The organism is Kribbella endophytica, from assembly GCF_054781295.1.
Map to the genome: position 1 here is coordinate 246,141 of NZ_BAAGUR010000006.1, position 22,997 is coordinate 269,137.

The 22,997-nt window shown below is 69.4% G+C and carries 26 protein-coding genes; 20 read left to right on the forward strand and 6 right to left on the reverse strand.

The window, feature by feature from the left end; all coding sequences use genetic code 11:
* The first annotated feature begins 8 nt into the window (after positions 1-8).
* On the forward strand, positions 9-443 hold the full coding sequence (locus ACYVIO_RS39050; RefSeq protein WP_460656047.1) for a VOC family protein: 435 nt from the start codon (positions 9-11) through the stop codon (positions 441-443).
* Positions 444-465: 22 nt separating this feature from the next.
* Here the strand turns inward: ACYVIO_RS39050 and ACYVIO_RS39055 are convergent, their stop codons facing one another.
* Entirely contained in the window at positions 466-1,314 is an 849-nt protein-coding gene (locus ACYVIO_RS39055; protein WP_460656048.1) for a hypothetical protein, read from the reverse strand.
* Between the two features lie 140 nt (positions 1,315-1,454).
* Between ACYVIO_RS39055 and efp the strand changes: the two genes are divergently transcribed.
* Together efp and nusB are read left to right on the forward strand one after the other, a co-directional pair.
* Positions 1,455-2,018 carry an elongation factor P gene (gene efp / locus ACYVIO_RS39060; protein WP_460656049.1) on the forward strand — a complete coding sequence of 188 codons (564 nt, stop codon included), beginning with the start codon at positions 1,455-1,457 and terminating at the stop codon, positions 2,016-2,018.
* Between the two features lie 33 nt (positions 2,019-2,051).
* Positions 2,052-2,462, forward strand: a complete 411-nt coding sequence (gene nusB / locus ACYVIO_RS39065; protein WP_184795649.1) for a transcription antitermination factor NusB — start codon at positions 2,052-2,054, stop codon at positions 2,460-2,462.
* Positions 2,463-2,926: 464 nt separating this feature from the next.
* Here the strand turns inward: nusB and bldD are convergent, their stop codons facing one another.
* Positions 2,927-3,442, reverse strand: a complete 516-nt coding sequence (gene bldD, locus ACYVIO_RS39070) for a transcriptional regulator BldD (protein ID WP_184795648.1) — start codon at positions 3,440-3,442, stop codon at positions 2,927-2,929.
* A 216-nt stretch (positions 3,443-3,658) separates the two neighbouring features.
* On the opposite strand from bldD, the gene pyrR reads away from it, so the two are divergent.
* The 15 genes from pyrR (at position 3,659) to coaBC (ending at position 17,773) form a co-directional block, all read left to right on the forward strand.
* Positions 3,659-4,291 (forward strand): bifunctional pyr operon transcriptional regulator/uracil phosphoribosyltransferase PyrR, encoded by a 633-nt coding sequence (pyrR, locus tag ACYVIO_RS39075; RefSeq protein WP_460656050.1) that lies wholly within the window; start codon positions 3,659-3,661, stop codon positions 4,289-4,291.
* Complete coding sequence (locus ACYVIO_RS39080) at positions 4,291-5,235, forward strand: aspartate carbamoyltransferase catalytic subunit (protein WP_460656051.1); 945 nt, start codon at positions 4,291-4,293, stop codon at positions 5,233-5,235. Before pyrR ends, ACYVIO_RS39080 begins: the two co-directional genes overlap by 1 nt.
* A 76-nt stretch (positions 5,236-5,311) precedes the next feature.
* A complete protein-coding gene (locus tag ACYVIO_RS39085) occupies positions 5,312-6,604 on the forward strand; it encodes a dihydroorotase (protein ID WP_460656052.1) in 1,293 nt (430 codons plus the stop codon).
* Complete coding sequence (locus ACYVIO_RS39090) at positions 6,601-7,092, forward strand: PH-like domain-containing protein (RefSeq protein ID WP_460656053.1); 492 nt, start codon at positions 6,601-6,603, stop codon at positions 7,090-7,092. The genes ACYVIO_RS39085 and ACYVIO_RS39090 overlap by 4 nt, the downstream gene beginning before the upstream one ends.
* Positions 7,089-8,210: a glutamine-hydrolyzing carbamoyl-phosphate synthase small subunit gene (gene carA / locus ACYVIO_RS39095; protein WP_460656054.1), complete on the forward strand. Its 1,122-nt coding sequence runs from the start codon at positions 7,089-7,091 to the stop codon at positions 8,208-8,210. Before ACYVIO_RS39090 ends, carA begins: the two co-directional genes overlap by 4 nt.
* Positions 8,210-11,533: a carbamoyl-phosphate synthase large subunit gene (carB, locus tag ACYVIO_RS39100; RefSeq protein ID WP_460656055.1), complete on the forward strand. Its 3,324-nt coding sequence runs from the start codon at positions 8,210-8,212 to the stop codon at positions 11,531-11,533. The genes carA and carB overlap by 1 nt, the downstream gene beginning before the upstream one ends.
* Before the next feature lie 4 nt (positions 11,534-11,537).
* The gene (locus ACYVIO_RS39105) at positions 11,538-12,587 is read left to right on the forward strand and encodes a quinone-dependent dihydroorotate dehydrogenase (RefSeq protein ID WP_460656056.1); all 1,050 of its coding nucleotides are present in this window, start codon (positions 11,538-11,540) and stop codon (positions 12,585-12,587) included.
* A complete protein-coding gene (gene pyrF / locus ACYVIO_RS39110; protein WP_460656057.1) occupies positions 12,584-13,441 on the forward strand; it encodes an orotidine-5'-phosphate decarboxylase in 858 nt (285 codons plus the stop codon). Before ACYVIO_RS39105 ends, pyrF begins: the two co-directional genes overlap by 4 nt.
* On the forward strand, positions 13,441-13,866 hold the full coding sequence (locus ACYVIO_RS39115; protein WP_460656058.1) for a hypothetical protein: 426 nt from the start codon (positions 13,441-13,443) through the stop codon (positions 13,864-13,866). Before pyrF ends, ACYVIO_RS39115 begins: the two co-directional genes overlap by 1 nt.
* A 186-nt stretch (positions 13,867-14,052) precedes the next feature.
* On the forward strand, positions 14,053-14,421 hold the full coding sequence (locus ACYVIO_RS39120; protein ID WP_460656059.1) for a hypothetical protein: 369 nt from the start codon (positions 14,053-14,055) through the stop codon (positions 14,419-14,421).
* Between the two features lie 132 nt (positions 14,422-14,553).
* Complete coding sequence (locus ACYVIO_RS39125) at positions 14,554-14,925, forward strand: hypothetical protein (protein WP_460656060.1); 372 nt, start codon at positions 14,554-14,556, stop codon at positions 14,923-14,925.
* 59 nt (positions 14,926-14,984) lie between these two features.
* Positions 14,985-15,299, forward strand: a complete 315-nt coding sequence (mihF, locus tag ACYVIO_RS39130) for an integration host factor, actinobacterial type (protein WP_184795637.1) — start codon at positions 14,985-14,987, stop codon at positions 15,297-15,299.
* Between the two features lie 44 nt (positions 15,300-15,343).
* Positions 15,344-16,036 carry a guanylate kinase gene (gmk, locus tag ACYVIO_RS39135; protein ID WP_460656061.1) on the forward strand — a complete coding sequence of 231 codons (693 nt, stop codon included), beginning with the start codon at positions 15,344-15,346 and terminating at the stop codon, positions 16,034-16,036.
* A gap of 2 nt (positions 16,037-16,038) precedes the next feature.
* Positions 16,039-16,353 carry a DNA-directed RNA polymerase subunit omega gene (gene rpoZ / locus ACYVIO_RS39140; protein WP_460656062.1) on the forward strand — a complete coding sequence of 105 codons (315 nt, stop codon included), beginning with the start codon at positions 16,039-16,041 and terminating at the stop codon, positions 16,351-16,353.
* A gap of 10 nt (positions 16,354-16,363) precedes the next feature.
* Positions 16,364-17,773: a bifunctional phosphopantothenoylcysteine decarboxylase/phosphopantothenate--cysteine ligase CoaBC gene (gene coaBC / locus ACYVIO_RS39145; protein ID WP_460656063.1), complete on the forward strand. Its 1,410-nt coding sequence runs from the start codon at positions 16,364-16,366 to the stop codon at positions 17,771-17,773.
* A 157-nt stretch (positions 17,774-17,930) separates the two neighbouring features.
* On the opposite strand, the gene ACYVIO_RS39150 is transcribed toward coaBC, so the two are convergent.
* Entirely contained in the window at positions 17,931-18,329 is a 399-nt protein-coding gene (locus ACYVIO_RS39150) for a VOC family protein (protein ID WP_460656064.1), read from the reverse strand.
* A gap of 89 nt (positions 18,330-18,418) precedes the next feature.
* On the opposite strand from ACYVIO_RS39150, the gene ACYVIO_RS39155 reads away from it, so the two are divergent.
* Together ACYVIO_RS39155 and ACYVIO_RS39160 are read left to right on the forward strand one after the other, a co-directional pair.
* On the forward strand, positions 18,419-19,399 hold the full coding sequence (locus tag ACYVIO_RS39155) for a helix-turn-helix transcriptional regulator (protein ID WP_460656065.1): 981 nt from the start codon (positions 18,419-18,421) through the stop codon (positions 19,397-19,399).
* A 91-nt stretch (positions 19,400-19,490) separates the two neighbouring features.
* Entirely contained in the window at positions 19,491-20,462 is a 972-nt protein-coding gene (locus ACYVIO_RS39160) for a hypothetical protein (protein WP_460656066.1), read from the forward strand.
* Here the strand turns inward: ACYVIO_RS39160 and ACYVIO_RS39165 are convergent.
* The 3 genes from ACYVIO_RS39165 to ACYVIO_RS39175 are packed head-to-tail and all read right to left on the reverse strand — an operon-like array spanning position 20,459 to position 22,973.
* The gene (locus ACYVIO_RS39165) at positions 20,459-21,235 is read right to left on the reverse strand and encodes an ABC transporter permease (RefSeq protein WP_460656067.1); all 777 of its coding nucleotides are present in this window, start codon (positions 21,233-21,235) and stop codon (positions 20,459-20,461) included. The two genes, ACYVIO_RS39160 and ACYVIO_RS39165, sit on opposite strands and share 4 nt — an antisense overlap.
* Positions 21,232-21,996: an ABC transporter permease gene (locus tag ACYVIO_RS39170; RefSeq protein WP_460656068.1), complete on the reverse strand. Its 765-nt coding sequence runs from the start codon at positions 21,994-21,996 to the stop codon at positions 21,232-21,234. The genes ACYVIO_RS39165 and ACYVIO_RS39170 overlap by 4 nt, the downstream gene beginning before the upstream one ends.
* Positions 21,993-22,973: an ABC transporter ATP-binding protein gene (locus tag ACYVIO_RS39175; RefSeq protein ID WP_460656069.1), complete on the reverse strand. Its 981-nt coding sequence runs from the start codon at positions 22,971-22,973 to the stop codon at positions 21,993-21,995. Before ACYVIO_RS39175 ends, ACYVIO_RS39170 begins: the two co-directional genes overlap by 4 nt.
* Between the last annotated feature and the right edge of the window lie 24 nt (positions 22,974-22,997).

The window sequence follows — 22,997 nt, forward strand, 5'->3', positions numbered from 1 at the left end:
CTGACCCGATGGCAGAGGTCAAGCAGTTCCAGGTCACCTTCGACTGCGCCGATCCTGAGCGCGTCGCCCGCTTCTGGTGCGAGGTGCTCGCGTACGTCGTACCGCCGCCTCCGGAGGGCTTCGCCAGCTGGGACGAGTTCTCCGCGTCGCTGCCGCCCGAGGCGCAGGGCTCGGCGTTCGCGTGCGTCGATCCGAACGGCGTGGGGCCGCGGCTGTTCTTCCAGCGGGTTCCCGAGGGCAAGGTCGTCAAGAACCGCGTGCACCTCGACGTACGGGTCGGCACCGGGCTCGTCGGTGAGGAACGCCTCGCCAAGCTCGAGGCCGAGTGCACCCGGCTGGTCGCGCTCGGCGCGGTCCGCGAGCGGTTGCTGAAGGCCGACGGGATCAACGAGTCGTGCATCGTCATGCAGGACGTCGAGGGCAACGAGTTCTGCCTCGACTGAGAGCGGAAGCGCTGAGAGCGGGCTAGCCGGGACCCGGGCGGCCGTGGTCGCGGACGGTCTTCCACAGCTCGTCCATGTCGGAGCGGTCCTCGACCTCGGGGACTTCGGTCCAGCCGCTGGCCCAGGTCTCCTGGTCGTCCCGGTTGGTGTCGAAGAGCGAATCGGCGAACGCGGCCGATCCGACGTACCGGGTCTCCTGCTCGGGCGTGTCAGCGGGGGAGCGCGACGCGCCCTCCCGGTCCCGCTCCGGCGAGCCGCCGCCGTTGCCGCCGTTTCCACCGTTCCCAGCGGCCGGCGCGACCAGCGACCGCGCCCGCTTCTGCGCGTCGATGATCCCGAGGTCCTGCTCGTCGCACAGCAGCCGGACCGCGCCGACCTCGTTGCCGGCCTTCATCATCTCGCGGACCCGGCTGTCCAGATCGCGCTGCGACTGCTTGGGATGGGCCGCACGACCCTGCGGCGCCGGCGGGTTCCAGATCGCAGGCGCCTGGAACTGGCCCTGCTGGAACGGCGTCTGCTGGATCTGCGGCGGCTGGAACTGGCCCGGCTGCGCGAACGGCATCGCCTGCGTCGGAGCACCCGCGTACGGCGCGGGCCCGTGGTACTGGGTGTTGTGCTGACCCGCCATCTGCGCCGAGCTCTGCACGGTCGTGCCCGCATGCCCCGGGCTGCCGTGGCCGCTGGCCGGCTGCGTGTACTGGCCCTGCGGCGTCGGCGGCTGGAAGCCCTGCTGGGCCTGCATCTTCTCCAGCATCCGCTGCATCCGCGGGGTCAGGGTGCCCGGCGGCCGGTTGCCGTTGGCCTGCTTCTTCATCCGGTTGCCGGCCAGGATCACGATGGCCACCAGCACCGGGACAATGATCTCGAACATCGTGCGGACCCTCTCTCGGCGGTGCTGACGAACCTGCCACCTACAGCGTAGAGCCCGCCGGGTGCGCACGAATCGGCCGATCGGCATCCCGACCGCTACAATCCGGTGTACCGCTGATCGATTTCGAAGGGTTCCCACGCGTGGCATCGACGAACGACCTCAAGAACGGCATGGTGCTCAACCTGGATGGGCAGCTGTGGTCCGTCGTCTGGTTCCAGCACCACAAGCCCGGTAAGGGCGGTGCCGTGATGCGGACCAAGCTGAAGAACGTCCTGTCCGGCAAGGTGGTCGACAAGACCTTCAACGCCGACGTCAAGGTCGAGGTGGCCAACGTCGACAAGCGCGACATGACCTACCTGTACAACGACGGCGCGGCGTACGTCTTCATGGACAAGCAGACCTACGAGCAGCTCTCGATCCAGCCGGACACGGTCGGCGAGGCCTCGCACTTCCTGCTGGAGAACCAGGACGCCATCGTCGCGGTGCACAACGAGCTCCCGCTGTACGTCGAGCTGCCGGCCTCGGTCGAGCTCACCGTGGAGTACACCGAGCCCGGCCTGCAGGGCGACCGCTCCACCGGCGGCACCAAGCCCGCCAAGCTCGAGACCGGGTACACGATCAACGTCCCGCTGTTCCTGACCACCGGCGAGAAGGTCAAGGTGGACACCCGGACCGGGGACTACCTCGGCCGCGTCACGTCCTGACCGCCCGTCATCGGCTGGAGCTGACAACCGAACATGTCTGCCCGTAGCAAGGCCCGCAAGCGCGCGCTCGACGTGCTGTACGAGTCGGAGGTGCGTGGCCTGCCGGTCGGCGGCACGCTGTCCGACCGCGTGGCCGACAACGACCCGCCGGTGAACGAGTTCACCGTGGCGCTGGTCGAGGGGGTCGCGGAGCACATCAGCGCGATCGACGACCTGCTCGGGACGCACTCGGTCGGCTGGACGCTGGACCGGATGCCCGCCGTCGACCGCAACATCCTGCGGATCGGCGTGTACGAGCTGCTCTTCGACGAGCAGGTGCCGGACGTGGTCGCGGTCAGCGAGGCGGTGTCGCTCGCGCGCGACCTGTCGACCGACGAGTCGCCGGCCTTCGTGAACGGGCTGCTGGCCCGTTTGCTGCAGCTGAAGCCGACACTGGGAGTTTGAGCGCCTGAAGGTGGTCGCTACCTGAGATGGATCAGGTGGCGACTACTTGCTCGACGGGCGTACGGCGTACAGAAATGGATCGAGCCCGGTACCGCCTCGGTGCGGTGCCGGGCCGACTCTGCGTCCCCGTGTGCGGCGCGGGGGGAACGGCCCCGGCCTGGCCGAGCTGCCACCGCGAACGGTGCCGGCTCGTGCTGCCTGTGTGCAGCTCTTCCTCACTAGGTCCTGCGTTCAACGTCGACCCGTGCGTCGCGGCGCGGATTCAGGGTCTGCGCCTGGCGTGCGACAAAGGTGGTTCCCCGGCCGTGGAGCGCCGAGGACTTGCGGGTCAGCTGGGCGAGCGACGGGCACGTCCAGCTGCTGATTGCAGATCGTTCAGGTGGCCCACCACAGTGAAGTGGGGCGGGCAGGCGGCCGTGGGCAAGCTGCTACGAGCCCCGACCGTCGTGGTCACGCCGTACTGCTCAGGCTCCGGCGGCCTCGGACGCGTCGTCGACGTCGCCCTTCGCCTCCGGGTTCAGCACGCCCCACGAGATGAAGCGCTCGGTGAGTGTGGTCGGCGACTCGTCGTAGATCACGGCGAGCGTGCGCATGTCGTCCTGCCGGATCGACAGCACCTTTCCGTTGTAGTCCCCACGCTGAGCCTGGATCGTGGCCGCGTACCGCGTGAGCGGACCGGCCTCACTCGCGTCGAGGTGCTGCAGAGCCTCCAGGTCGAGCTTCAACCTGGGCGGAGCCGCTGCCGCGGCGGCCGCGCTGGCTGATCCAGGAAGCAGCTCACGGATCGGCACGCCGTAGAAATCGGCGAGCTCCGCGAGCTTCTGGACCGTGACGGCCCGATCGCCGCGCTCGTACGAGCCGACGACGACCGCCTTCCAGCGACCCTTGGACTTCTCTTCCACGCCGTGCAGCGACAATCCTTGCTGCTGGCGGATGGCGCGTAGCTTGCCACCCAGTGTCTTCGCGTATTCGCTAGGCACGCTGGTTCTTCCCTCCGACTCGTGGTCATTTCGTGGTGAAAACCAACGGCCTCTAGGTATGGGCCGTTGGCCGAACCCCCCACGGTTACACAGAGTAACAATATTCCGGGCAGGAGGCCAGCGTCAAGACGGCGTGTCACTTCCGATAGCATGTCAAGTGGTCCGAACGTCCTTTAAAGACCCGTCCGGTGAGGCGGGAAAGGAGGAACGGTTGCGATGAACCCTGCCCCGACGACGCACGAGTCGCCCGACTCGCACGCAGCGCCGCGCACAGTTCTTGATGCATCCGACATTTCCCGGGCACTGACCCGGATCGCGCACGAGATCCTCGAGCGCAACCGGGGAGCCGACCCGGTCGTCCTGCTCGGCATCCCCACCCGTGGAGTGGGTCTGGCGACCCGCATCCGCGACCGCATCGCCGCGGTCGAAGGGCGCAGCGTGCCCACGGGATCACTCGACGTGACGATGTACCGCGACGACATCGGTCTGAAGCCGGCGCGTGCGCTGGAGCACACCGACATCCCGCCGGGCGGGATCGACGGCAAGGTCGTCGTCCTGGTCGACGACGTGCTGTTCTCCGGCCGGACGATCCGCGCCGCGCTCGACGCGATCGGCGACATCGGCCGGCCCAAGGCGGTCCAGCTGGCGGTCCTGGTCGACCGCGGCCACCGCGAACTGCCGATCCGCGCCGACTACGTGGGCAAGAACCTGCCGACCTCGCTCGTGGAACGCGTCACAGTCCACCTGAGCGAGTACGACGACGCAGATGCCGTCGTCATCGCCGACAAGCCCGCGGCCGCCGACAAAACCCCTCGTAAGTCCGCCGATGCGACGGGAGCGAATGTCTGATGCGTCACTTGCTGAGTGCGGGAGACCTCTCCCGCGACGACGCCCACCTGATCCTGGACACCGCGGAGGAGATGCGGTCGCTCGCGGACCGGCCGATCAAGAAGCTGCCCGCGCTGCGCGGTCGCACGGTGGTGAACCTGTTCTTCGAGGACTCCACCCGGACCAGGATCTCGTTCGAGGCGGCGGCCAAGCGGCTGTCGGCCGACGTGATCAACTTCTCCGCCAAGGGCTCGAGCGTGAGCAAGGGCGAGAGCCTGAAGGACACCGCGCTGACCCTGCAGGCGATGGGCGCCGACGGTGTCGTCTGCCGGCACGGTTCGTCCGGCGCGCCGCACCTGCTGGCGACCTCCGGCTGGCTGAACGGCTCGGTCGTGAACGCCGGCGACGGCACCCACGAGCACCCGACCCAGGCCCTGCTCGACGCGTTCACGATGCGCCGCCACCTCGGCTCGCTGGAAGGCCGCCGGATCACGATCGTCGGCGACGTCCTGCACTCCCGGGTCGCCCGCTCGAACGTGCTGCTGCTGTCCACGCTCGGCGCCGACGTCACGGTGGTCGCGCCGCCGACGCTGCTGCCGGTCGACATGACCAGCTGGCCCTGCTCGACGTCGTACGACCTGGACGCGACGCTGCCCAAGAGCGACGCGGTGATGATGCTGCGGGTCCAGCGTGAGCGGATGGGCGACGCGTTCTTCCCGAGCGCCCGCGAGTACACCCGGCGCTACGGGCTCGACGTGCACCGGATGGCGCAGCTGCCCGACGAGGCGATCGTGCTGCACCCCGGCCCGATGAACCGCGGCATGGAGATCAGCGCCGACGTCGCCGACTCGACCCGCTCGGTGATCGTCGAGCAGGTCACGAACGGCGTGGCGATCCGCATGGCCGTGCTCTATCTGCTGCTGTCAGGAACGAACGAAACCACGAACGAGGAGCCGACCGCGTGAACGAGCGCAGCGAGTTCACCAAAAAGCACAGCCCGCGTCGCACGTCCTCGGTGCACGCAGCGGAACGAGGAGAGCGATGAACCCGTACCTGATCACCGGAGCCAAGATCGTCGGCGGTGAGGTGGCGGACATCCTCCTCGACAACGGCGAGATCGTGGCCATCGGCAACAACCTGCCGACCCCGGAGGGCGCCGAGACGGTCGACGCCACCGGCCTGATCGCGCTCCCCGGCCTGGTCGACCTGCACACCCACCTGCGCGAGCCCGGCCGCGAGGACGCCGAGACCGTCCTCACCGGCACCCGGGCCGCCGCGGTCGGCGGGTTCACCGCGGTGTTCGCGATGGCCAACACCGACCCGGTCGCCGACACCGCCGGTGTCGTCGAGCAGGTCTGGCGCCTGGGTCGCGAGGCCGGGTACGCCGACGTCTTCCCGATCGGTGCCGTCACGGTCGGCCGCGCGGGCACGCAGCTCGCCGAGCTGGGCGCGATGGCCGACTCGGCCGCGCGCGTCCGGGTGTTCTCCGACGACGGCGACTGCGTCTGGGACGCCGCGCTGATGCGCCGCGCGCTCGAGTACGTGAAGGCCTTCGGCGGCACGATCGCGCAGCACGCGCAGGAGCCGCGGCTGACCAAGGGCGCGCAGATGAACGAGGGCGCCCTGTCCGGCGTCCTGGGGCTGACCGGCTGGCCGAGCGTGGCCGAGGAGTCGATCATCGCCCGCGACATTCTGCTGAACGCGCACGTCGGATCGAAGCTGCACATCTGCCACCTGTCCACCAAGGGCTCGGTCGAGATCGTCCGGGCCGCCAAGAAGCGCGGGCTCGAGGTGACCGCCGAGGTCACGCCGCACCACCTGCTGCTGACCGAGGACCTGGCCGCGTCGTACAACCCGGTCTACAAGGTGAACCCGCCGCTGCGCACCAAGGCCGACGTCGAGGCGGTCCGCGAGGGCCTGGCCGACGGCACGATCGACATCGTCGCCACCGACCACGCGCCGCACCCGGTCGAGGACAAGGACTGCGAGTGGAGCGCGGCCGCGTTCGGCATGACCGGGCTCGAAACCGCGCTGAGCGTCGTCCAGCACGCGATGATCGACACCAAGCTGCTGACCTGGGCCGACCTGGCCGAGCGGATGAGCTACCGGCCGGCCGCGATCGGGCAGATCAGCGACCACGGCCAGCCGCTCGAGGCCGGCGCCGCGGCGAACCTGACCCTGGTCGACCCGGCCGCGCAGCGCACCGTCGTACCGGCGGAGAGCACGTCGCTGTCGCGGAACACGCCGTTCGAGGGGATGACCCTGCCGGGGCGGGTGGTCGCGACCTTCCTGCGCGGCACACCAACCGTCCTCAATGGGAAGCCGACCAAGTGAAGACCGTCCTGGGCATCGCCGGCACGCTGCTGGTGATCGCCGCCGCGTACTACGGCATGCTGCGCGGCTGGCGGAACCGCAAGGCCCGCCAGGCCGACCTCGCGCCGCTGCCGGTCGCGCCGGCCGACGACAAGACCGACGGCGTCGAAGGCGTGTACGTCGCGACGACCACCGCGGGCGACTGGATGGACCGAATCGCCGTGCACGAGCTGGGCGTCCGCAGCAACGCGGACCTGGCCGTGTCACCGGCCGGTCTGATCTTCCACCGCCAGGGCGCGGCGGACGTGTTCATCCCGGTCGACCACCTGACCGGCGTACGGACCGACAAGGGCATCGCCGGGAAGGTCACCGCCGACCGTTCCGGGCTGCTCGTCGTCACGTGGCAGCACGACGGCCGGGACCTGGACACCGGGTTCCGCCCCCGGCACAAGGCCGACACCGCCGCCCTGACCGCATCCATCACCACCCTGATCGGAGCCGAGAAATGAGCCAGAACGCACTGCTGGTCCTCGAGGACGGCCGCGCGTTCGCGGGGACGTCGTACGGAGCGACCGGTGAGACCTTCGGCGAGGCCGTCTTCACGACCGGGATGACCGGGTACCAGGAGACGCTGACCGACCCGTCGTACCACCGCCAGATCGTCACCCAGACCGCGCCGCACATCGGCAACACCGGCGTCAACGACGAGGACGACGAGTCGCAGCGGATCTGGGTCGCCGGGTACGTCGTGCGCGACCCCGCCCGCGTCTCCTCGAACTGGCGCGCCACCCGCTCGCTCGACGACCAGCTGAAGGCGCAGGGCATTGTCGGCATCTCCGGGATCGACACCCGGGCGCTGACCCGCCACCTGCGCGAGCGCGGCGCGATGCGCGCGGGGATCTCGACCGAGATCCTCGACCCGGACACGCTGCTGGCCAAGGTGCTCGAGCAGCCGGCGATGGCCGGCTCGGACCTGGCCTCGGAGGTCACCACCTTCGAGCCGTACGTCGTACCGGCCGAAGGCGACAAGCGCTTCACCGTCGTCGCGCTCGACCTCGGGATCAAGTCGATGACGCCGAAGCGGATGGCCGAGCGCGGCATCGAGGTGCACGTGATGCCGGCCACCACGACGCTGGAGGAGGTGCTGGCGGTCGACCCCGACGGCATCTTCATGAGCAACGGGCCGGGTGACCCGGAGACCACCGAGCACCCGACCGAGCTGCTCAAGGCGCTCCTGGCGCAGAACAAGCCGTACTTCGGGATCTGCTTCGGCAACCAGGTCTTCGGCCGGGCGCTCGGGCTGGGCACGTTCAAGCTCAAGTACGGGCACCGCGGCATCAACCAGCCGGTGCTCGACCGAGCCACCGGCAAGGTCGAGATCACCTCGCAGAACCACGGCTTCGCGGTCGATGCGCCGATCGACGAGAAGGTCGAGACGCCGTACGGCACCGCCGAGGTCAGTCACGTGTCGCTCAACGACAACGTCGTCGAAGGGCTCAAGCTGACCGGAAAGGACGGCCGCGTGCTGGCCTTCTCGGTCCAGTACCACCCCGAAGCGGCGGCAGGTCCGCACGACTCCGCCTACCTGTTCGATCGTTTCGTAGAGCTCATGGAAGGGCGCAACTGATGCCACGCCGTACAGATATCGACTCGGTGCTGGTGATCGGCTCCGGCCCGATCGTGATCGGCCAGGCCTGCGAGTTCGACTACTCCGGGACCCAGGCCTGCCGGGTGCTCAAGGAGGAGGGGTTCCGGGTCATCCTGATCAACTCCAACCCGGCCACGATCATGACGGACCCGGAGTTCGCCGACGCGACGTACGTCGAGCCGATCACCCCGGAGTTCGTCGAGAAGGTGATCGAGAAGGAGCGCCCGAACGTCCTGCTCGCGACCCTGGGCGGCCAGACCGCGCTGAACGCCGCGATCTCGCTGCACGAGAACGGCGTCCTGGAGAAGTACGGCGTCGAGCTGATCGGCGCCTCCGTGGACGCCATCCAGCGCGGGGAGAACCGGCAGTCGTTCAAGGGCATCGTCGAGAAGCTCGGGGCCGAGACGGCCCGCTCGGTGATCTGCCACACGATGGACGACGTGCTCGGCGCGGCCGGCCAGCTCGGCTACCCGCTGGTCGTCCGGCCGTCGTTCACGATGGGTGGCGTCGGCTCCGGCATGGCGTACGACGAGTCGGACCTGCGCCGCATCGCCGGTGCCGGCCTGTCCGCCAGCCCAACCACGGAGGTCCTCATCGAGGAGTCCATCGTGGGCTGGAAGGAGTATGAGCTGGAGGTGATGCGCGACAAGGCCGACAACGTCGTGATCATCTGCTCGATCGAGAACGTCGACCCGATGGGCGTGCACACCGGCGACTCGGTCACCGTCGCCCCGGCGATGACGCTGACCGACCGCGAGTACCAGACCATGCGGGACCTCGCGATCGGCATCATCCGCGAGGTCGGCGTCGACACCGGCGGCTGCAACATCCAGTTCGCGGTCAACCCGGCCGACGGCCGGCTGATCGTGATCGAGATGAACCCGCGGGTCTCGCGCTCGTCCGCGCTGGCCTCGAAGGCGACCGGCTTCCCGATCGCCAAGATCGCCGCCAAAGTCGCGATCGGCTACACGCTCGACGAGATCCCGAACGACATCACCAAGCAGACGCCGGCGAGCTTCGAGCCGACGCTGGACTACGTCGTGGTGAAGGTGCCGCGGTTCGCGTTCGAGAAGTTCCCGGCCGCCGACGCGACGCTGACCACGCACATGAAGAGCGTCGGCGAGGCGATGGCGATCGGCCGCAACTACACCGAGGCGCTGCAGAAGGCGCTGCGGTCGCTGGAGAAGCCGGAGGCCCGGTTCTCCTGGCTCGGCGCTCCCTCGACCGACCTGGAGTCGTTGCTGGAGGCCATCAAGACGCCGCACGACGGCCGGCTCCGCACGGTCATGGACGCGATCCGCGCCGGCGCGACGCCGGAACAGATCTTCGACGCGACCAAGATCGACCCGTGGTTCGTCGACCAGATGTACCTGATCCACGAGACCGCCCTGCAGGTCGCGGCCGCGCCGCGGCTCACGCCGGACGTGCTGAAGCTGGCCAAGCGGCACGGCTTCTCCGACCTGCAGCTGGCCGAGATCCGTGATCTCACCGAGGACGTCGTCCGCGGCGTCCGGCAGGCCCTCGGGATCCGGCCGGTCTACAAGACCGTCGACACCTGCGCGGCCGAGTTCGCGGCCACGACGCCGTACCACTACTCGTCGTACGACGAGGAGACCGAGGTCGCGCCGCGCACCGAGCCCGCCGTGCTGATCCTGGGCTCCGGCCCGAACCGGATCGGCCAGGGGATCGAGTTCGACTACTCCTGCGTGCACGCGTCGATGGCGCTGCGCGAGGCCGGCTACTGCACCGTGATGGTCAACTGCAACCCCGAGACGGTCTCCACCGACTACGACACCTCGGACCGGCTCTACTTCGAGCCGCTGACCGCCGAGGACGTGCTCGAGATCGTGTACGCCGAGATGCAGGCCGGCCCGGTCGCCGGTGTCATCGTGCAGCTCGGTGGCCAGACCCCGCTCGGCCTGGCCCAGCGGCTCGCGGACGCGGGCGTGCCGATCGTCGGTACGTCGCCGGCCGCGATCCACCTGGCCGAGGAGCGCGGCGCGTTCGGCAAGGTGCTGGCCGCGGCGAACCTGCCGGCCCCGAAGCACGGCACCGCGATGTCGTCGGACGAGGCGCTGACGATCGCCGAGGAGATCGGCTTCCCGGTGCTGGTCCGGCCGTCGTACGTGCTGGGCGGGCGCGGGATGGAGATCGTCTACAGCGAGGCGGAACTGACCGCGGCGCTCGGACGGCTGAGCGGCGGGCTGGGGACCTGGGAGCACCCGGTCCTGGTCGACCGGTTCCTGGACGACGCGGTCGAGATCGACGTCGACGGGCTGTTCGACGGCGAGGAGCTGTTCCTCGGCGGCGTGATGGAGCACATCGAGGAGGCCGGCGTGCACTCCGGCGACTCGTCGTGCGCGCTGCCGCCGATCACGCTCGGGAACGCCGACATCGAGAAGATCCGGCAGTCGACCGAGGCGATCGCGCGTGGCGTCGGCGTACAGGGTCTGCTCAACGTCCAGTACGCGCTCGCCGGGGACGTGCTCTACGTCCTGGAGGCGAACCCGCGCGCGTCGCGGACCGTGCCGTTCGTGTCGAAGGCGACCGCGACCCCGCTGGCCAAGGCGGCCGCGCGGGTGATGCTCGGCGCGACGATCGCGGAGCTGCGGGCCGAGGGCATGCTGCCGGCCGTCGGTGACGGTGGCACGCTGCCGCCGTCGACGCCGATCGCGGTCAAGGAAGCGGTGATGCCGTTCAACCGGTTCCGGACCATCGACGGTGGTTCGGTCGACACGCTGCTCGGGCCCGAGATGCGCTCGACCGGCGAGGTGATGGGCATCGACGACACCTTCGGTACGGCGTTCGCCAAGTCCCAGGCGGGGGCCTCGCAGCCGCTGCCGGGTGAGGGCAAGGTCTTCGTGTCGGTCGCCAACCGGGACAAGCGGCACATGATCTTCCCGGTCAAGCGGCTGGCCGACCTGGGCTTCCAGATCTACGCGACCGAGGGGACGGCCGACGTCCTGCGGCGCAACGGCGTCGAGGCGGTCACGGTCCGCAAGAGCTCGCAGGGCCCCGGCCCGAACGGCGAGCCGACGATCGTCCAGATGGTCCAGGACGGCGAGCTGAACCTGATCGTCAACACCCCGATCGGGATCACCCAGGGCGGGTCGCCGCGGATCGACGGGTACGAGATCCGCAGCGCGGCGGTGGCGCGGAACATCCCGTGCATCACCACCGTGCAGGGGCTCGCCGCCGCGGTCCAGGGGATCGAGGCCCAGCGGGCCGGCGACATCGGCGTACGGTCCCTGCAGGACTGGGTGCCGCGGATCCGGGGTGCGGTTGCTCCGGCCGAGGACTGAGCGCGTGTACCGCAAGCTGATCCGCCCGGCGCTGTACCGGCTGGGCCGCGGGGACGCCGAGGTGGCGCACGAGCAGACGCTGCACGGGTTGCGGCGGCTGTCTCGGGTGCCGGGCGCGGTGCCGGTGCTGGCGTCGACGTACGGCGCGCTGCCGGCCGGTGTGGACCGGACCGTGTTCGGGGTGCGGTTCCCGAGCGCGGTCGGGCTCGCCGCCGGGATGGACAAGAACGGGGTCGCGCTGCCGGCGTGGCGCGCGCTCGGGTTCGGGTTCGTCGAGGTCGGCACGGTGACGGCGCAGCCGCAGCCGGGCAACGAGAAGCCGCGGCTGTTCCGGTTGGTCGACAGCGAGGCCGTGATCAACCGGATGGGGTTCAACAACCTCGGTTCGGCCGCGCTGGCCGAGCGGTTGGCGGCGTACGGCGACCTCGGGTACCCGCTCGGCATCTCGATCGGGAAGTCGAAGGTCACGCCGTTGGAGGACGCGGTCGAGGACTACGTGACCTCGCTGCGACGGCTCTACGCGTACGGCGACTACTTCGCGGTGAATGTCAGCTCGCCGAACACACCCGGTCTGCGCGAGTTGCAGGATGCCGGACATCTGCGGGAGCTGCTCACGGCCCTGCACACGGAAGCATCATCACTGGGTGATCCGAAACCGATCCTGGTGAAGATCGCTCCCGATCTGACCGAGGCGGCGATCGACGAGCTGCTCGGTGTCTGCACCGACGTCGGGGTCGCCGGGATCATCGCCACCAACACGACCATCGGCCGGCCGGGGCTCGCTCCGGCCGACCAGGCGCTGGCCGCCGAGACCGGCGGGCTCTCGGGCCGGCCGCTGACCGAGATCGCGGCCAAGACCGTCGCGCACATCCACGCCGAGACCGGGGGAGCGCTGCCGATCATCGGGGTCGGCGGCGTACTGGACCCCGACGACGCCGACCGGTTGTTGGACGCGGGTGCGAGTCTGGTCCAGATCTACTCCGGTCTCATCTACCGCGGCCCAGGCCTGGTCCGGCGGACCAACCGGCTGCTGGCCTCGAGGAACCCTTCATGAGAGAGCGTGATCGAACGATGAGCAACCAGCCCTTCGGGACGCGCCTGCGCGCGGTGATGAACGAGCGCGGGCCGCTCTGTGTGGGGATCGACCCGCACGCCCACCTCCTGGACGCCTGGGACCTGCCGGACACGGCCGAGGGTCTGGCGTCGTTCACGTACGGCGTGGTCGACGCGCTGGCCGACCGGGTCGGCGTGTTCAAGCCGCAGTCGGCGTTCTTCGAGCGCTTCGGCTCGGCCGGCATCGCCGTCCTCGAGCAGGCCACGATCCGGCTGCGCGAGGCCGGCGCGCTGGTGATCATCGACGCCAAGCGCGGCGACATCGGGACGACGATGGCCGGGTACGCCGCGGCGTACCTGGCGGAGAAGGCGCCGCTGGCGTGCGACGCGCTGACCGTGAGCGCGTACCTCGGGTTCGGCTCGCTGCAGCCGGCCTTCGACGTGGCGCGGGAGTCGGGTGCCGGGCTGTTCGTGCTGGCGCTGACGTCGAACCCGGAGGGCCCGCAGTTCCAGACCGCGCGCACCGCTGACGGGTCGACCGTCGCCGGCGCCGTACTGGACGGGCTGCGGTCGTTGAACGCCGACGCCGAGGACCTGGGGTCGTTCGGAGCGGTGGTCGGGGCAACGATCTCGAAGACCACCGAGAACCTCGACATCCGGGGGCCGCTGCTGGCGCCGGGGCTCGGGGCTCAGGGCGCGACCGCTGAGAGCCTCGCTGACGTCTTCGGGCCCGCCGTACGCAACGTCGTACCGTCGAGCTCCCGGGAGATCCTGGGGGCCGGTCCGGACGCCGTAGCGCTGCAGGACGCGGCTGCCCGCGCCAACGACGCCTACCGCACCGTCCTGGGCTACTGATGGCCGCCTCGGGCCGGACCCGGAAGGTCGCGGCCGGTGTGGCCCTGGTGGTCGCCCTCGCGATGGGCGTGACGGCGCTGATCGGGCCGGTCGCGGGTGGGCCGAGCAGCAAGGAGACGTACTGCAACGGGCTGCAGACGTACGTCGGCCAGCTCAACTCGTTCCAGGACCCGACCGACACCGCGCAGCTCGACCAGCTGATCTCGGACGGCAACAACTTGTCGAAATCGGCCCCGGACGGGCTGACCGACGAGTGGGGCCTGCTGGTCAAGTACCTGGAGCAGATCAAGGGCACGGGCGGCGACCAGGCCAAGCTGCAGGCGCTCAACGCCACCATCGACCCGGCCACCGGCCAGGCGCTGCAGACCATCGCCGCCGACGGCCAGCAGAACTGCGCCGCCTCGGGCTCGGGCGAAGACGCCTGACGTCGTACCCCGGAGGACGCGTGCGACGTTCTCCGGGGATGCCTGACGCGTCACGTCACGGGCTGGTTCCGGTTGGCGGGTGCGACGTTGTTCACGGCGTGCCGTGCCCGGTGTTGACCCCGGGATTCGGAACTGTTGCGTCGACGGGCGGCGAGGGGCCGCCCGCGAGCGACAGTTAGGAACGCAATGCGCAAGGTGGCAGCCCTGGTGGCAGCGGTGACGATGAGCGCCGGGGTACTGACGGCGTGCTCGGGCGGCGACTACTGCAGCGAACTGCAGAACTACGCCGAGGCGGTGAAGAACCTCGACGTCAAGGACACCGACGCGGTGGACAAGATGCAGGGCGAGGCGAAGAAGCTGTCCAAGTCGGCGCCGGACGACCTCAAGGACGACTGGAAGACCGTGCTCGACTACGCCGACAAGGCCAAGGACGCCAAGGGCGACACGGCCAAGCTGCAGGAACTGGCCAAGGCCGACGGCACCAAGATCGCCGCCGCGTCGGAGGCGATCGCCAAGCAGGCCAAGGACACCTGCAAGGTGAACATCGAGGGCTGATCGCTCTCAGCTATGAACTTTCACCCGCTGGTACGGCGTACCAGCGGGTGAAAAGTATCTGTTCCCGATGGTTTGGTCACGGCCGGTAACGTCGTGGCCAACACCGCTCCCGACCCCCTGAGGACCCGAACGATGCGCACCGCAGTGATGACCGCGACGATGCTCGCCGCGGCCGCCGGCCTGACCGCCTGCACCGAGGAGCAGGCCTACTGCGTCGACCTCGCCGGGTACGTCGCCTCCGCGGCCGACGTCGACCCGACCAACGTGGCCGACTACCCGAAGATCCTGGACGACGCCAAGAAGCTGCGCGACAGCGCGCCGGCCGACGTCAAGGACGACTGGGCCGCGGTGATCGCGTTCGCCGAGAAGGCGCGGAAGGCCGGGACGGATCGTGTCGAGCTGGCTCGGCTGAGCAAGGAGACCGGCTCGGTCACCACGGCGTACACCGCGATCGCGGCACACGCCAAGGACGCGTGCAAAGTCGACGTCCCGGCACTGGGTTGAGCCTGCCTGGTGCCGTGTTAGGTTCACCTGCGAAGCCATACAACGGGACAGGTGAAACGGTGCCACTTCCTTCTTTGACCCCGGAGCAGCGCGCGGCTGCTCTGGACAAGGCCGCGGCCGCACGGCGTGAGCGTGCGGAGATCAAGAACCGGATCCGGCACTCCGGAGCGTCTCCCACCGAGGTGCTGCACGAGGGGCAGACCAACGAGGTGATCGGCAAGATGCGGGTGAGCGCGCTGCTGCAGTGCGTTCCCGGCGTCGGCAAGGTGCGGGCACAGCAGATCATGGAGCGGGCCGGGATCTCCGAGACCCGCCGGGTCCGCGGCCTGGGTTCGAACCAGATCGCCGCGCTGATGCGCGAATTCGCCGAGTGAGCCGAACCGAAATCCTCGCTGCTTCGTTGGACACTGGTGTGAAGATGACCATGGACAGGCCCAACGACCTCCCCGCTGCCGACGAGGAGCCGACGGCCGCCGTACCGGCGTCCGGTACGAGCGTGCCCTCTTCGGCTGCCCCGACGGGTAGTGGTGAGGCGCCGGGGGAGGCTCGGCTGACGGTGCTGGCCGGGCCGACGGCGGTCGGCAAGGGGACCGTGGCGGCGGAGATTCGCGAGCGGTTCCCCGACGTCTGGATCTCGGTGTCGGCGACCACCCGCAAGGCGCGGCCGAACGAGGTGCACGGTGTGCACTACCTGTTCGTCTCCGACGAGGAGTTCGACCGGATGATCGCGGACGGCGAGTTGCTCGAGTGGGCCGTCGTCCACAAGGCCGCCCGGTACGGGACGCCGAAGCAGCCGGTGCTCGACAAGCTGGCCGACGGCCGCCCGGCGCTGCTGGAGATCGACCTGCAGGGCGCCCGCCAGGTCCGCGAGACGATGCCGGAGGCGCACTTCGTCTTCCTGGCCCCGCCGAGCTGGGACGAGCTGGTCCGCCGGCTGGTCGGTCGCGGTACGGAAACCGCTGAGGAGCGGGAGCGTAGGCTGGAGACAGCGGTGCTCGAACTGGCCGCCGAGAAGGAGTTCGACGTGACGATCGTGAACGCCTCGGTTCGGGAGGCGGCCGATCAGTTGGTAAAGTTGATTCGATCACCCAACATCTCTGGAAAGAGCTGAACTTGTCTGGCAACCAGCCTGTCGCCATCGGCATCACCTCCCCGCCGATCGACGACCTGCTCACCCACACCGACTCCAAGTACAAGCTCGTCCTGTACTCGGCCAAGCGTGCGCGGCAGATCAACGCCTACTACTCCCAGCTCGGCGAAGGCCTGCTGGAGTACGTCGGTCCGCTGGTCGAGACCCACGTCCAGGAGAAGCCGCTGTCGATCGCGATGCGCGAGATCAACGACGGCGTGCTGACCTGCACCGACATCGACCCCGAAGCCGAGGCGGAGGCCGCAGCCGCCGCCGCGGAGAAGTCCGCCTCCGAGTAGTTCCGCGTCGATGAGCGCGCCCGGGGGCAACCCCCACGGCCCTGGTGACGACACGCCCAACCAGGCGCAGAAAGTCACCGGGGCTTCTGGCGCGCCCGGAACACGGGACCTCGACTCCTCGGCAGGCCCGGCGAGCGACCCCAAGTCTTCCCCGCACTCCTCACTCACGGCTGGATCGGGGAGTGCGCCGAAGCGCCCGTCTGTCGTCCTCGGTGTCGGGGGCGGCATCGCGGCGTACAAGGTGTGTGATCTGCTCCGCCGGCTGACCGAGTCGGGGCACAGCGTCCGCGTCGTACCGACCGCCGCCGCGCTCGAGTTCGTCGGTGCGGCGACCTGGGCGGCGTTGTCCGGGCAGCCGGTGACCGCGGACCCGTTCGACAACGTGCAGGAAGTGCCGCACGTACGGATCGGGAAGGGCGCCGACCTCGTCGTCGTCGCCCCCGCGACGGCGAACCTGATCGCCAAGGCCGCGCACGGCCTGGCCGACGACCTGCTCACCAACACGCTGCTTACCGCGCGCTGCCCGATCCTGTTCGCGCCCGCGATGCACACCGAGATGTGGGAGCACCCGGCCACCCAGGCGAACGTCGCGACCCTGCGTTCACGCGGCATCACCGTGCTCGACCCCGCCGTCGGCCGCCTCACCGGCGCCGACACCGGCCGCGGCCGCCTGCCCGAGCCGTCGGAGATCTTCGCGATCAGCCAGCTGATGCTCGCCGACTCCGCCGCCCGCGCGGCCGGTGAGCGCGTCGCTGACCTGACCGGCAAGCACGTCCTGGTCAGCGCCGGCGGCACTCGCGAACACCTCGACCCGGTCCGCTACCTCGGCAACTCCTCGTCCGGCAAGCAGGGCTACGCCCTCGCCCGGATCGCTGCTGCCCGCGGCGCGAAGGTCACGCTGGTGGCCGCCAACTCCGAGCTCGCCGACCCGGCCGGCGTCCACGTCGTACCGGTGACGTCGACGCAAGACCTGTACGACGAGATCACCGGCCGCGCGGCCGACGCCGACGCGATCGTGATGGCCGCCGCGCCCGCCGACTTCCGGCCCGCGGCGTTCGCCGAGCACAAGATCAAGAAGACCGACGACGGCGCCGTGCCGGCGGTCAGCCTGGTGCAGAACCCGGACATCCTCGCCACCGTCGCCCACGACCGCCAACGCGACGACCAGGTCATCGTCGGCTTCGCCGCCGAAACCGGCGACGCCCAGCACTCGGTCCTCGACCTCGGCCGCGCCAAGCTCGAACGCAAGGGCTGCGACCTGCTCGTCGTCAACGACGTCTCCGGCGGCAAGGTCTTCGGCAGCGACATGAACGAGGCGGTCATCCTCGACCGCGACGGCACCGCGCTGCCCGTCCCGTCAGGCAGCAAGGACGCCCTCGCCGGCGTCATCTGGAACCTGGTCGCCACCCACTGGCACTAGCGGTCACCCGCACGCACCTCTCAAGTACCGAGCTGCGTCAGGTGGCTGGTACCTGAAATCCGCGCACCCTCGAGTGCCTTTCAAGTACCGAGCTGCGTCAGGTGGCTGGTACTTGAAATCCGCGCACCCGTGAGTGCCTTTCAAGTGCTGAGCTGCGTCAGGTGGCCGGTACTTGTTGTCCGCCGGCCTCACCCGGGGCGAACAGGTTGACCAGGTTGCCGTCCGGGTCGCGCAGTACGGCTGAGCGATTGCCCCAGGGCATCGTGGTCGGCTTCTGAACGAACTCCAGCTCACGCAGCCGGTCGAACTCGGCGTCGACATCCGGCACCTGGAACTCGAGGAACACCGTGCGGTTGGACGCGGCCTGTACGACAGCTTCGCCGTACAGGGAGTCCGTCAGTTGGCTGCTGGAGATCGCGAGCGTGCCTGCGGTCGTGCGGAACTCGGCGAAGACCGGGACGGGACGCGTGGCGGTGAGGCCGGTGACGTGTTCGTAGAAGGCGGTCAGTCGGTCGACGTCGTCGGTGACGATGCGGACCGAGGCGAAGGTCGTCATGGTGGGTTCTCCTGTGCTCGAGGTTCTGTGAAGAGGCTAGGAGTGATACCGGACAGCATCCGCCCGGTATTCGTGAGAATCTGGGGAGTGTGACGAGGCCGACTTCCCGCGTGCTCGCCCTGCTGGAACTGCTGCAGGGCGGTGGGACGCGTCGCGTCGGCGATCTCGCCGAGCGACTCGGGGTCGACGAGCGGACGGTACGCCGGTACGCCGAGCACCTGATCGACCTCGACATCCCCGTCCGTTCGATCCGCGGCCGGTACGGCGGCTACCGGCTCGCGCCCGGGTACCGGATGCCGCCGCTGATGCTGACCGACGACGAAGCCGTCGCGCTGGCGATCGGTCTCGTGGTCGGTCGCCGCGCGGGACTCGTACCGGAATCCACCGCGTCGGAGAGCGCGCTCGCAAAGCTCCGCCGGGTGCTGCCGGCCCGCCTGTCCGACCGGCTCGGCGCCTTCCTCGCGACCTCGTCCTTCACCGCCCCGCCGCGCTCAGCGCTCCCCACCGACACCGGCGTCCTGCTCACCCTCGCCGAAGCCGCGCGGGATCGCCTCCCAGTCGAACTCGAATACACCGACCGCCACGGCCGATCCAGCACCCGCACGATCTCCCCGTACGGCGTGGTCGCCCACGCCGGCCGCTGGTACGTCGCCACCGCCGACCGCACCTTCCGCCTCGACCGCATCACCGCAACAAAGTTGCTAACAGCAACAACTGGAGCAGTGCCCGCCGAAGACCCGGCTGATGCCGAGCACCGGGCAGCCGCCGAGGATCCGGCCGGCGCCGTACTCCGCTCACTCGCCTCGACCCCCTGGACCCACCAGGTGTCAGTCCGCGTCACGGGCACCGTCGACGACGTCGAGCGACGCCTCCCACTCGGTCTCGCGGTCGTCACTCCACTCAACAATGAACCAGCCGAGGTCCGCGTCGAGTTCCGCGCCGAGCGGCTCGACTGGGTGCCGGCCTTGCTGGCCGGGCTCGATCGCCCGTTCGTCATCGAGGAGCCGGCCGAGCTGCGGCAACAGATGGCCGACTTCGCCGGCCAACTCCTGAAGTGGGCGAACGTTTGAACCCCTTCCACTGGCACTGACCCGCCAGCCACCGAGCGCAACATCGCGCGAAAGCTCAGCATCGTGCGTGGTGAGACCAGGAGGTCCCATCATGAGATGTTCTTTTCCACAACGGCTCCTTGCCGTGCTCCTCCCACTGGCCGCGGTGCTCGTACCAGCTTTGCCGGCGGCCGCCGATTCGACGACCTGTCCATTCCCCTCCACCTTCGATGTGTACGCGTACCAGCAGACGCCTGAGGCGACGATGCTGAGCGGACGCGTCGATTCCGGCCCCGAGTGCCCGACCGAAGGCGTCCTCACCTCGATCGACGACGGCGAGCAGATCTTCGTGGGCCAAGGGTTCTTCGAGGTGCCACTCGGCACCGAGTCCGGTGACTGGTACCTGTCGTCGTTCACCGTCTACGAGCTGGGGACCGGTGCGTCAGAGACCCGCACCTTCCAGCCGGTCGCGCCGTACCTGCTCCGGGTGCTCGACCCGACGCGGATCACCTCGACCGAGCCCGCGGTGCTCGTCGGCTACGGCGACCGCGTCGCCGTCTCCGGCTACCTCGAAGGCTGGACGGCGGACGACGGCTGGCGACGCCTGCCCGGGCGCGCGCTGTCCATCACCACCGGCGACGCGCACCCGAGCGTGCCGACCGTCACGGACGCGACCGGTGCGTACCGACTGAGCGTGCGGATCTACAACAGCTCCGGCGGCGGTGCCATGTACGCCGGGAGCAACCATTGGCTGCGCAGTTCCGGGGGCAGCTACAACCAGGTGCACGGCCTCGTCAGCGTCGACGTCGGTGACCGCACGCCCGCTGTCGGTCAGCGGATCGCCATCACCGGCAAGGTTGCGCCGGGCGCCGTACCGGTGTGGCTCGAGCGTCTGGTCGGCGAGGAGTGGATCAAGGTGAGCCCCACCGTCACCGCGACGGCCAACGGGCACTACCGGCTGACCTACCGCCCGACCAGCCGCGGCGTGCAGCAGTTGAGGGTGTGGAACGCCGGCACCGACCCGATGGAAATGACGGCCGTCCTCTCGTACTCCAAGGAGTTCAAGCTCGCGGTCCATCGCTAGGACGTCGCCCCCGTGTAGCGGCGCAGGCCCAGCCGCCAGCAAGTGACGGCGAGCAGGCAACTGATGGCGGCTCCGGCGACTGTCGACGCCAGGACGAGGAGCCGCGGCCCGTCGAGCAGCGTGCTGGTGGGGACGGTCGCGATGAGGGTCAAAGGCAACAAGTACGTGAGCACCAGCCGGAGCGGCCGCCGGTAGATGTCGGTCGGGTAGCCGCCGAGCTGCCAGGCCGAGCTGTAGAACACGTCGAGCTGCAGGCGTGGCGCCCAGAACGCGAGGCAGGCGAGCAGCACCCCCATCGCCCAGGTCACCGTCAACGCGGCGGCGAGAGTTATAAGCCAGGCGACGATCGCCGCAGGTGCGGGAAGCTCGGCCAGGCCGAACGCTATAACGCCGAGCCCGAGCACAAGGTGGACCAGCAACAGGGGAGTCGACTTGCCCAGACTGGCCAGGTAGAGCGTCGGCGCAGGCTGCAGCAGAAACGTGTCGAGCATCCCGCGGCGGATTCCGTTGTCCGGGAACCAGGCGAGGTTCGGATCGATGAACGTGCTCTTCAGACTGCTCAGCACCTGGAAGGTCCCGATCAGGACGTACGTCTCGGACTCGGTCCAGCCGGCCAGCGAGTCCGTTCGCGCGTACACGATGAAGACGGTCGCCAGACTCGCGACCATGCCGACGATCGACAGGCCGACGTCGAACAGCAGGTTGACCCGAAACGTCAGCGTGGCCTGCAGCGACCGGGCGAAGCCCGCGGCGGAGAGTCGGAGCAGCTTCATGCGCCCACCACCGTGTAGCGACGGATCCCGGCCCGCCACAGCAGTACGCCGAGACCGCCGAACGCCGTGATCCACGCCGCCTGGTAACCGATTCCGGAGAGCAGCCCATCGGTGCGCCCGGCAACAATGTCCGCCGGCAGCCCGAGCATCCCGTAGAACGGCAGCACCTGACCGACCTCGCGCAACGGCCCGGGCAGGAACGCCAGCGGCGCGATCGTCCCGCCGAGCAACGAGGTCAACGTCCACCCGAACCCTGCGATCGCGTGCACCCGCTCGGTCCAGAACGCGGCCATCGACAGCAGGAACACCCAGCAGAACCTGAGCACAGCGGCGAGCACCAGCACCGGCACCGCCGCCAGTACGGCGACCCAGCTCAGCGAGACGTCGAACGCGAGGCCCGCCAGCAGCGCGAGCGGAATCCCCATCACCGTCAACCAGATCCGGATCGCGAGGTTGGCGCCGATCACGTCGACGACCACAGGCTGCGGCCGGAGCAGGTCGTGGCTGATCGTCCCGTCGTACAGCTTCTCGGAGAACGTGTGCTGCTCGAATGACTCGGTCATCACGGTGACCAGCAGCAACGCAACGTAGTACGTCGCGACGTACGGATCGGCCGGGTAGACCGCCGACCAGACGAACATGCCGATCAGCGGCCCGAGCGCGGCCTGGATCACCAGCGTGAGCAGGAACCACCAGGTGCCCGACCACTCGTGCACCTCGCGACGGACCCGCAGAGCGATCAGGAACAGCAGCCGGTTCACTCGACACCCTCGCGATACGCCTGGTCGATGACGACCTCGAGCGGCGCCTCTTCGACCGACAGGTCCGCGACCTCGAGGTCGGTGAGCAAGGAAGCGGTCGTCCGGGCGACGTCCGCGCGCGGGACGCGGATCACCCACGTGCCGTCGGAGTGCTCGACCAGTTCGCCGGCGTCGCGCAGCCGTTGCTCGTCGGCGCCCGGCGCGGTGATCCGGAGCAGCTTGTACGGCGAGAGCTTGGCGGCGAGCGCGTCGAGCTTCCCGTCGTACCGGATCGTGCCTTTGTCGATCAGCACGAGCCGCGGGCAGAGCGTGGAGACGTCGGCCATGTAGTGGCTGGTCAGGAGCACGGTCGCGCCGGTCTGTTCGGCGTACTGGGCCACGAAGCGGCGCATGGTGGTCGCGCCGGTGACGTCGAGGCCGAGGGTCGGCTCGTCGAGGAACATCACCTCGGGGCGGTAGAGCAGCGAGAGCGCGAGGCCGGCGCGCATCTTCTCGCCGAGGCTCAAGGCTCGGAGTTGGCGCTCCAGGAGCTCGCCGAGGTCGAGCATCGCGGTCAGTTCGGCGAGGTTCTGCTCGTACTGCGCCAACGGCACCTCGTAGAGCAGGCGTTGGTACTGGAGGCTGTCGAGCACGGTGAGTTCCTGCGGCCCGCCGACCGGTTGGCTGCCGCGGATGAACGCGATCCGGCGGAGGAAGTCGGTACGGCGTTGCCAGGGCGAGTGGCCGAGCACGCGGACCTGGCCCGACGTCGCGTGCAGCAGGCCGGAGAGGATCTTCATCGTCGTCGTCTTGCCGGCGCCGTTCGGGCCGATGAAGCCGACCACCTCGCCGGGACTCAGGTTGAACGAGATGTTCTGGACGGCGGGGACGTCCTTGTACTGGCGGTTGAACACCGAGCCGAGGGTCGCCCGCCAGCCGGATCCGCGGACCGGCGCCCGGTAGGTCATGCAGAGGTCTTCCACCACGACAGCTGTCATGAGGAGGACCGTAGGAAGAAAAGA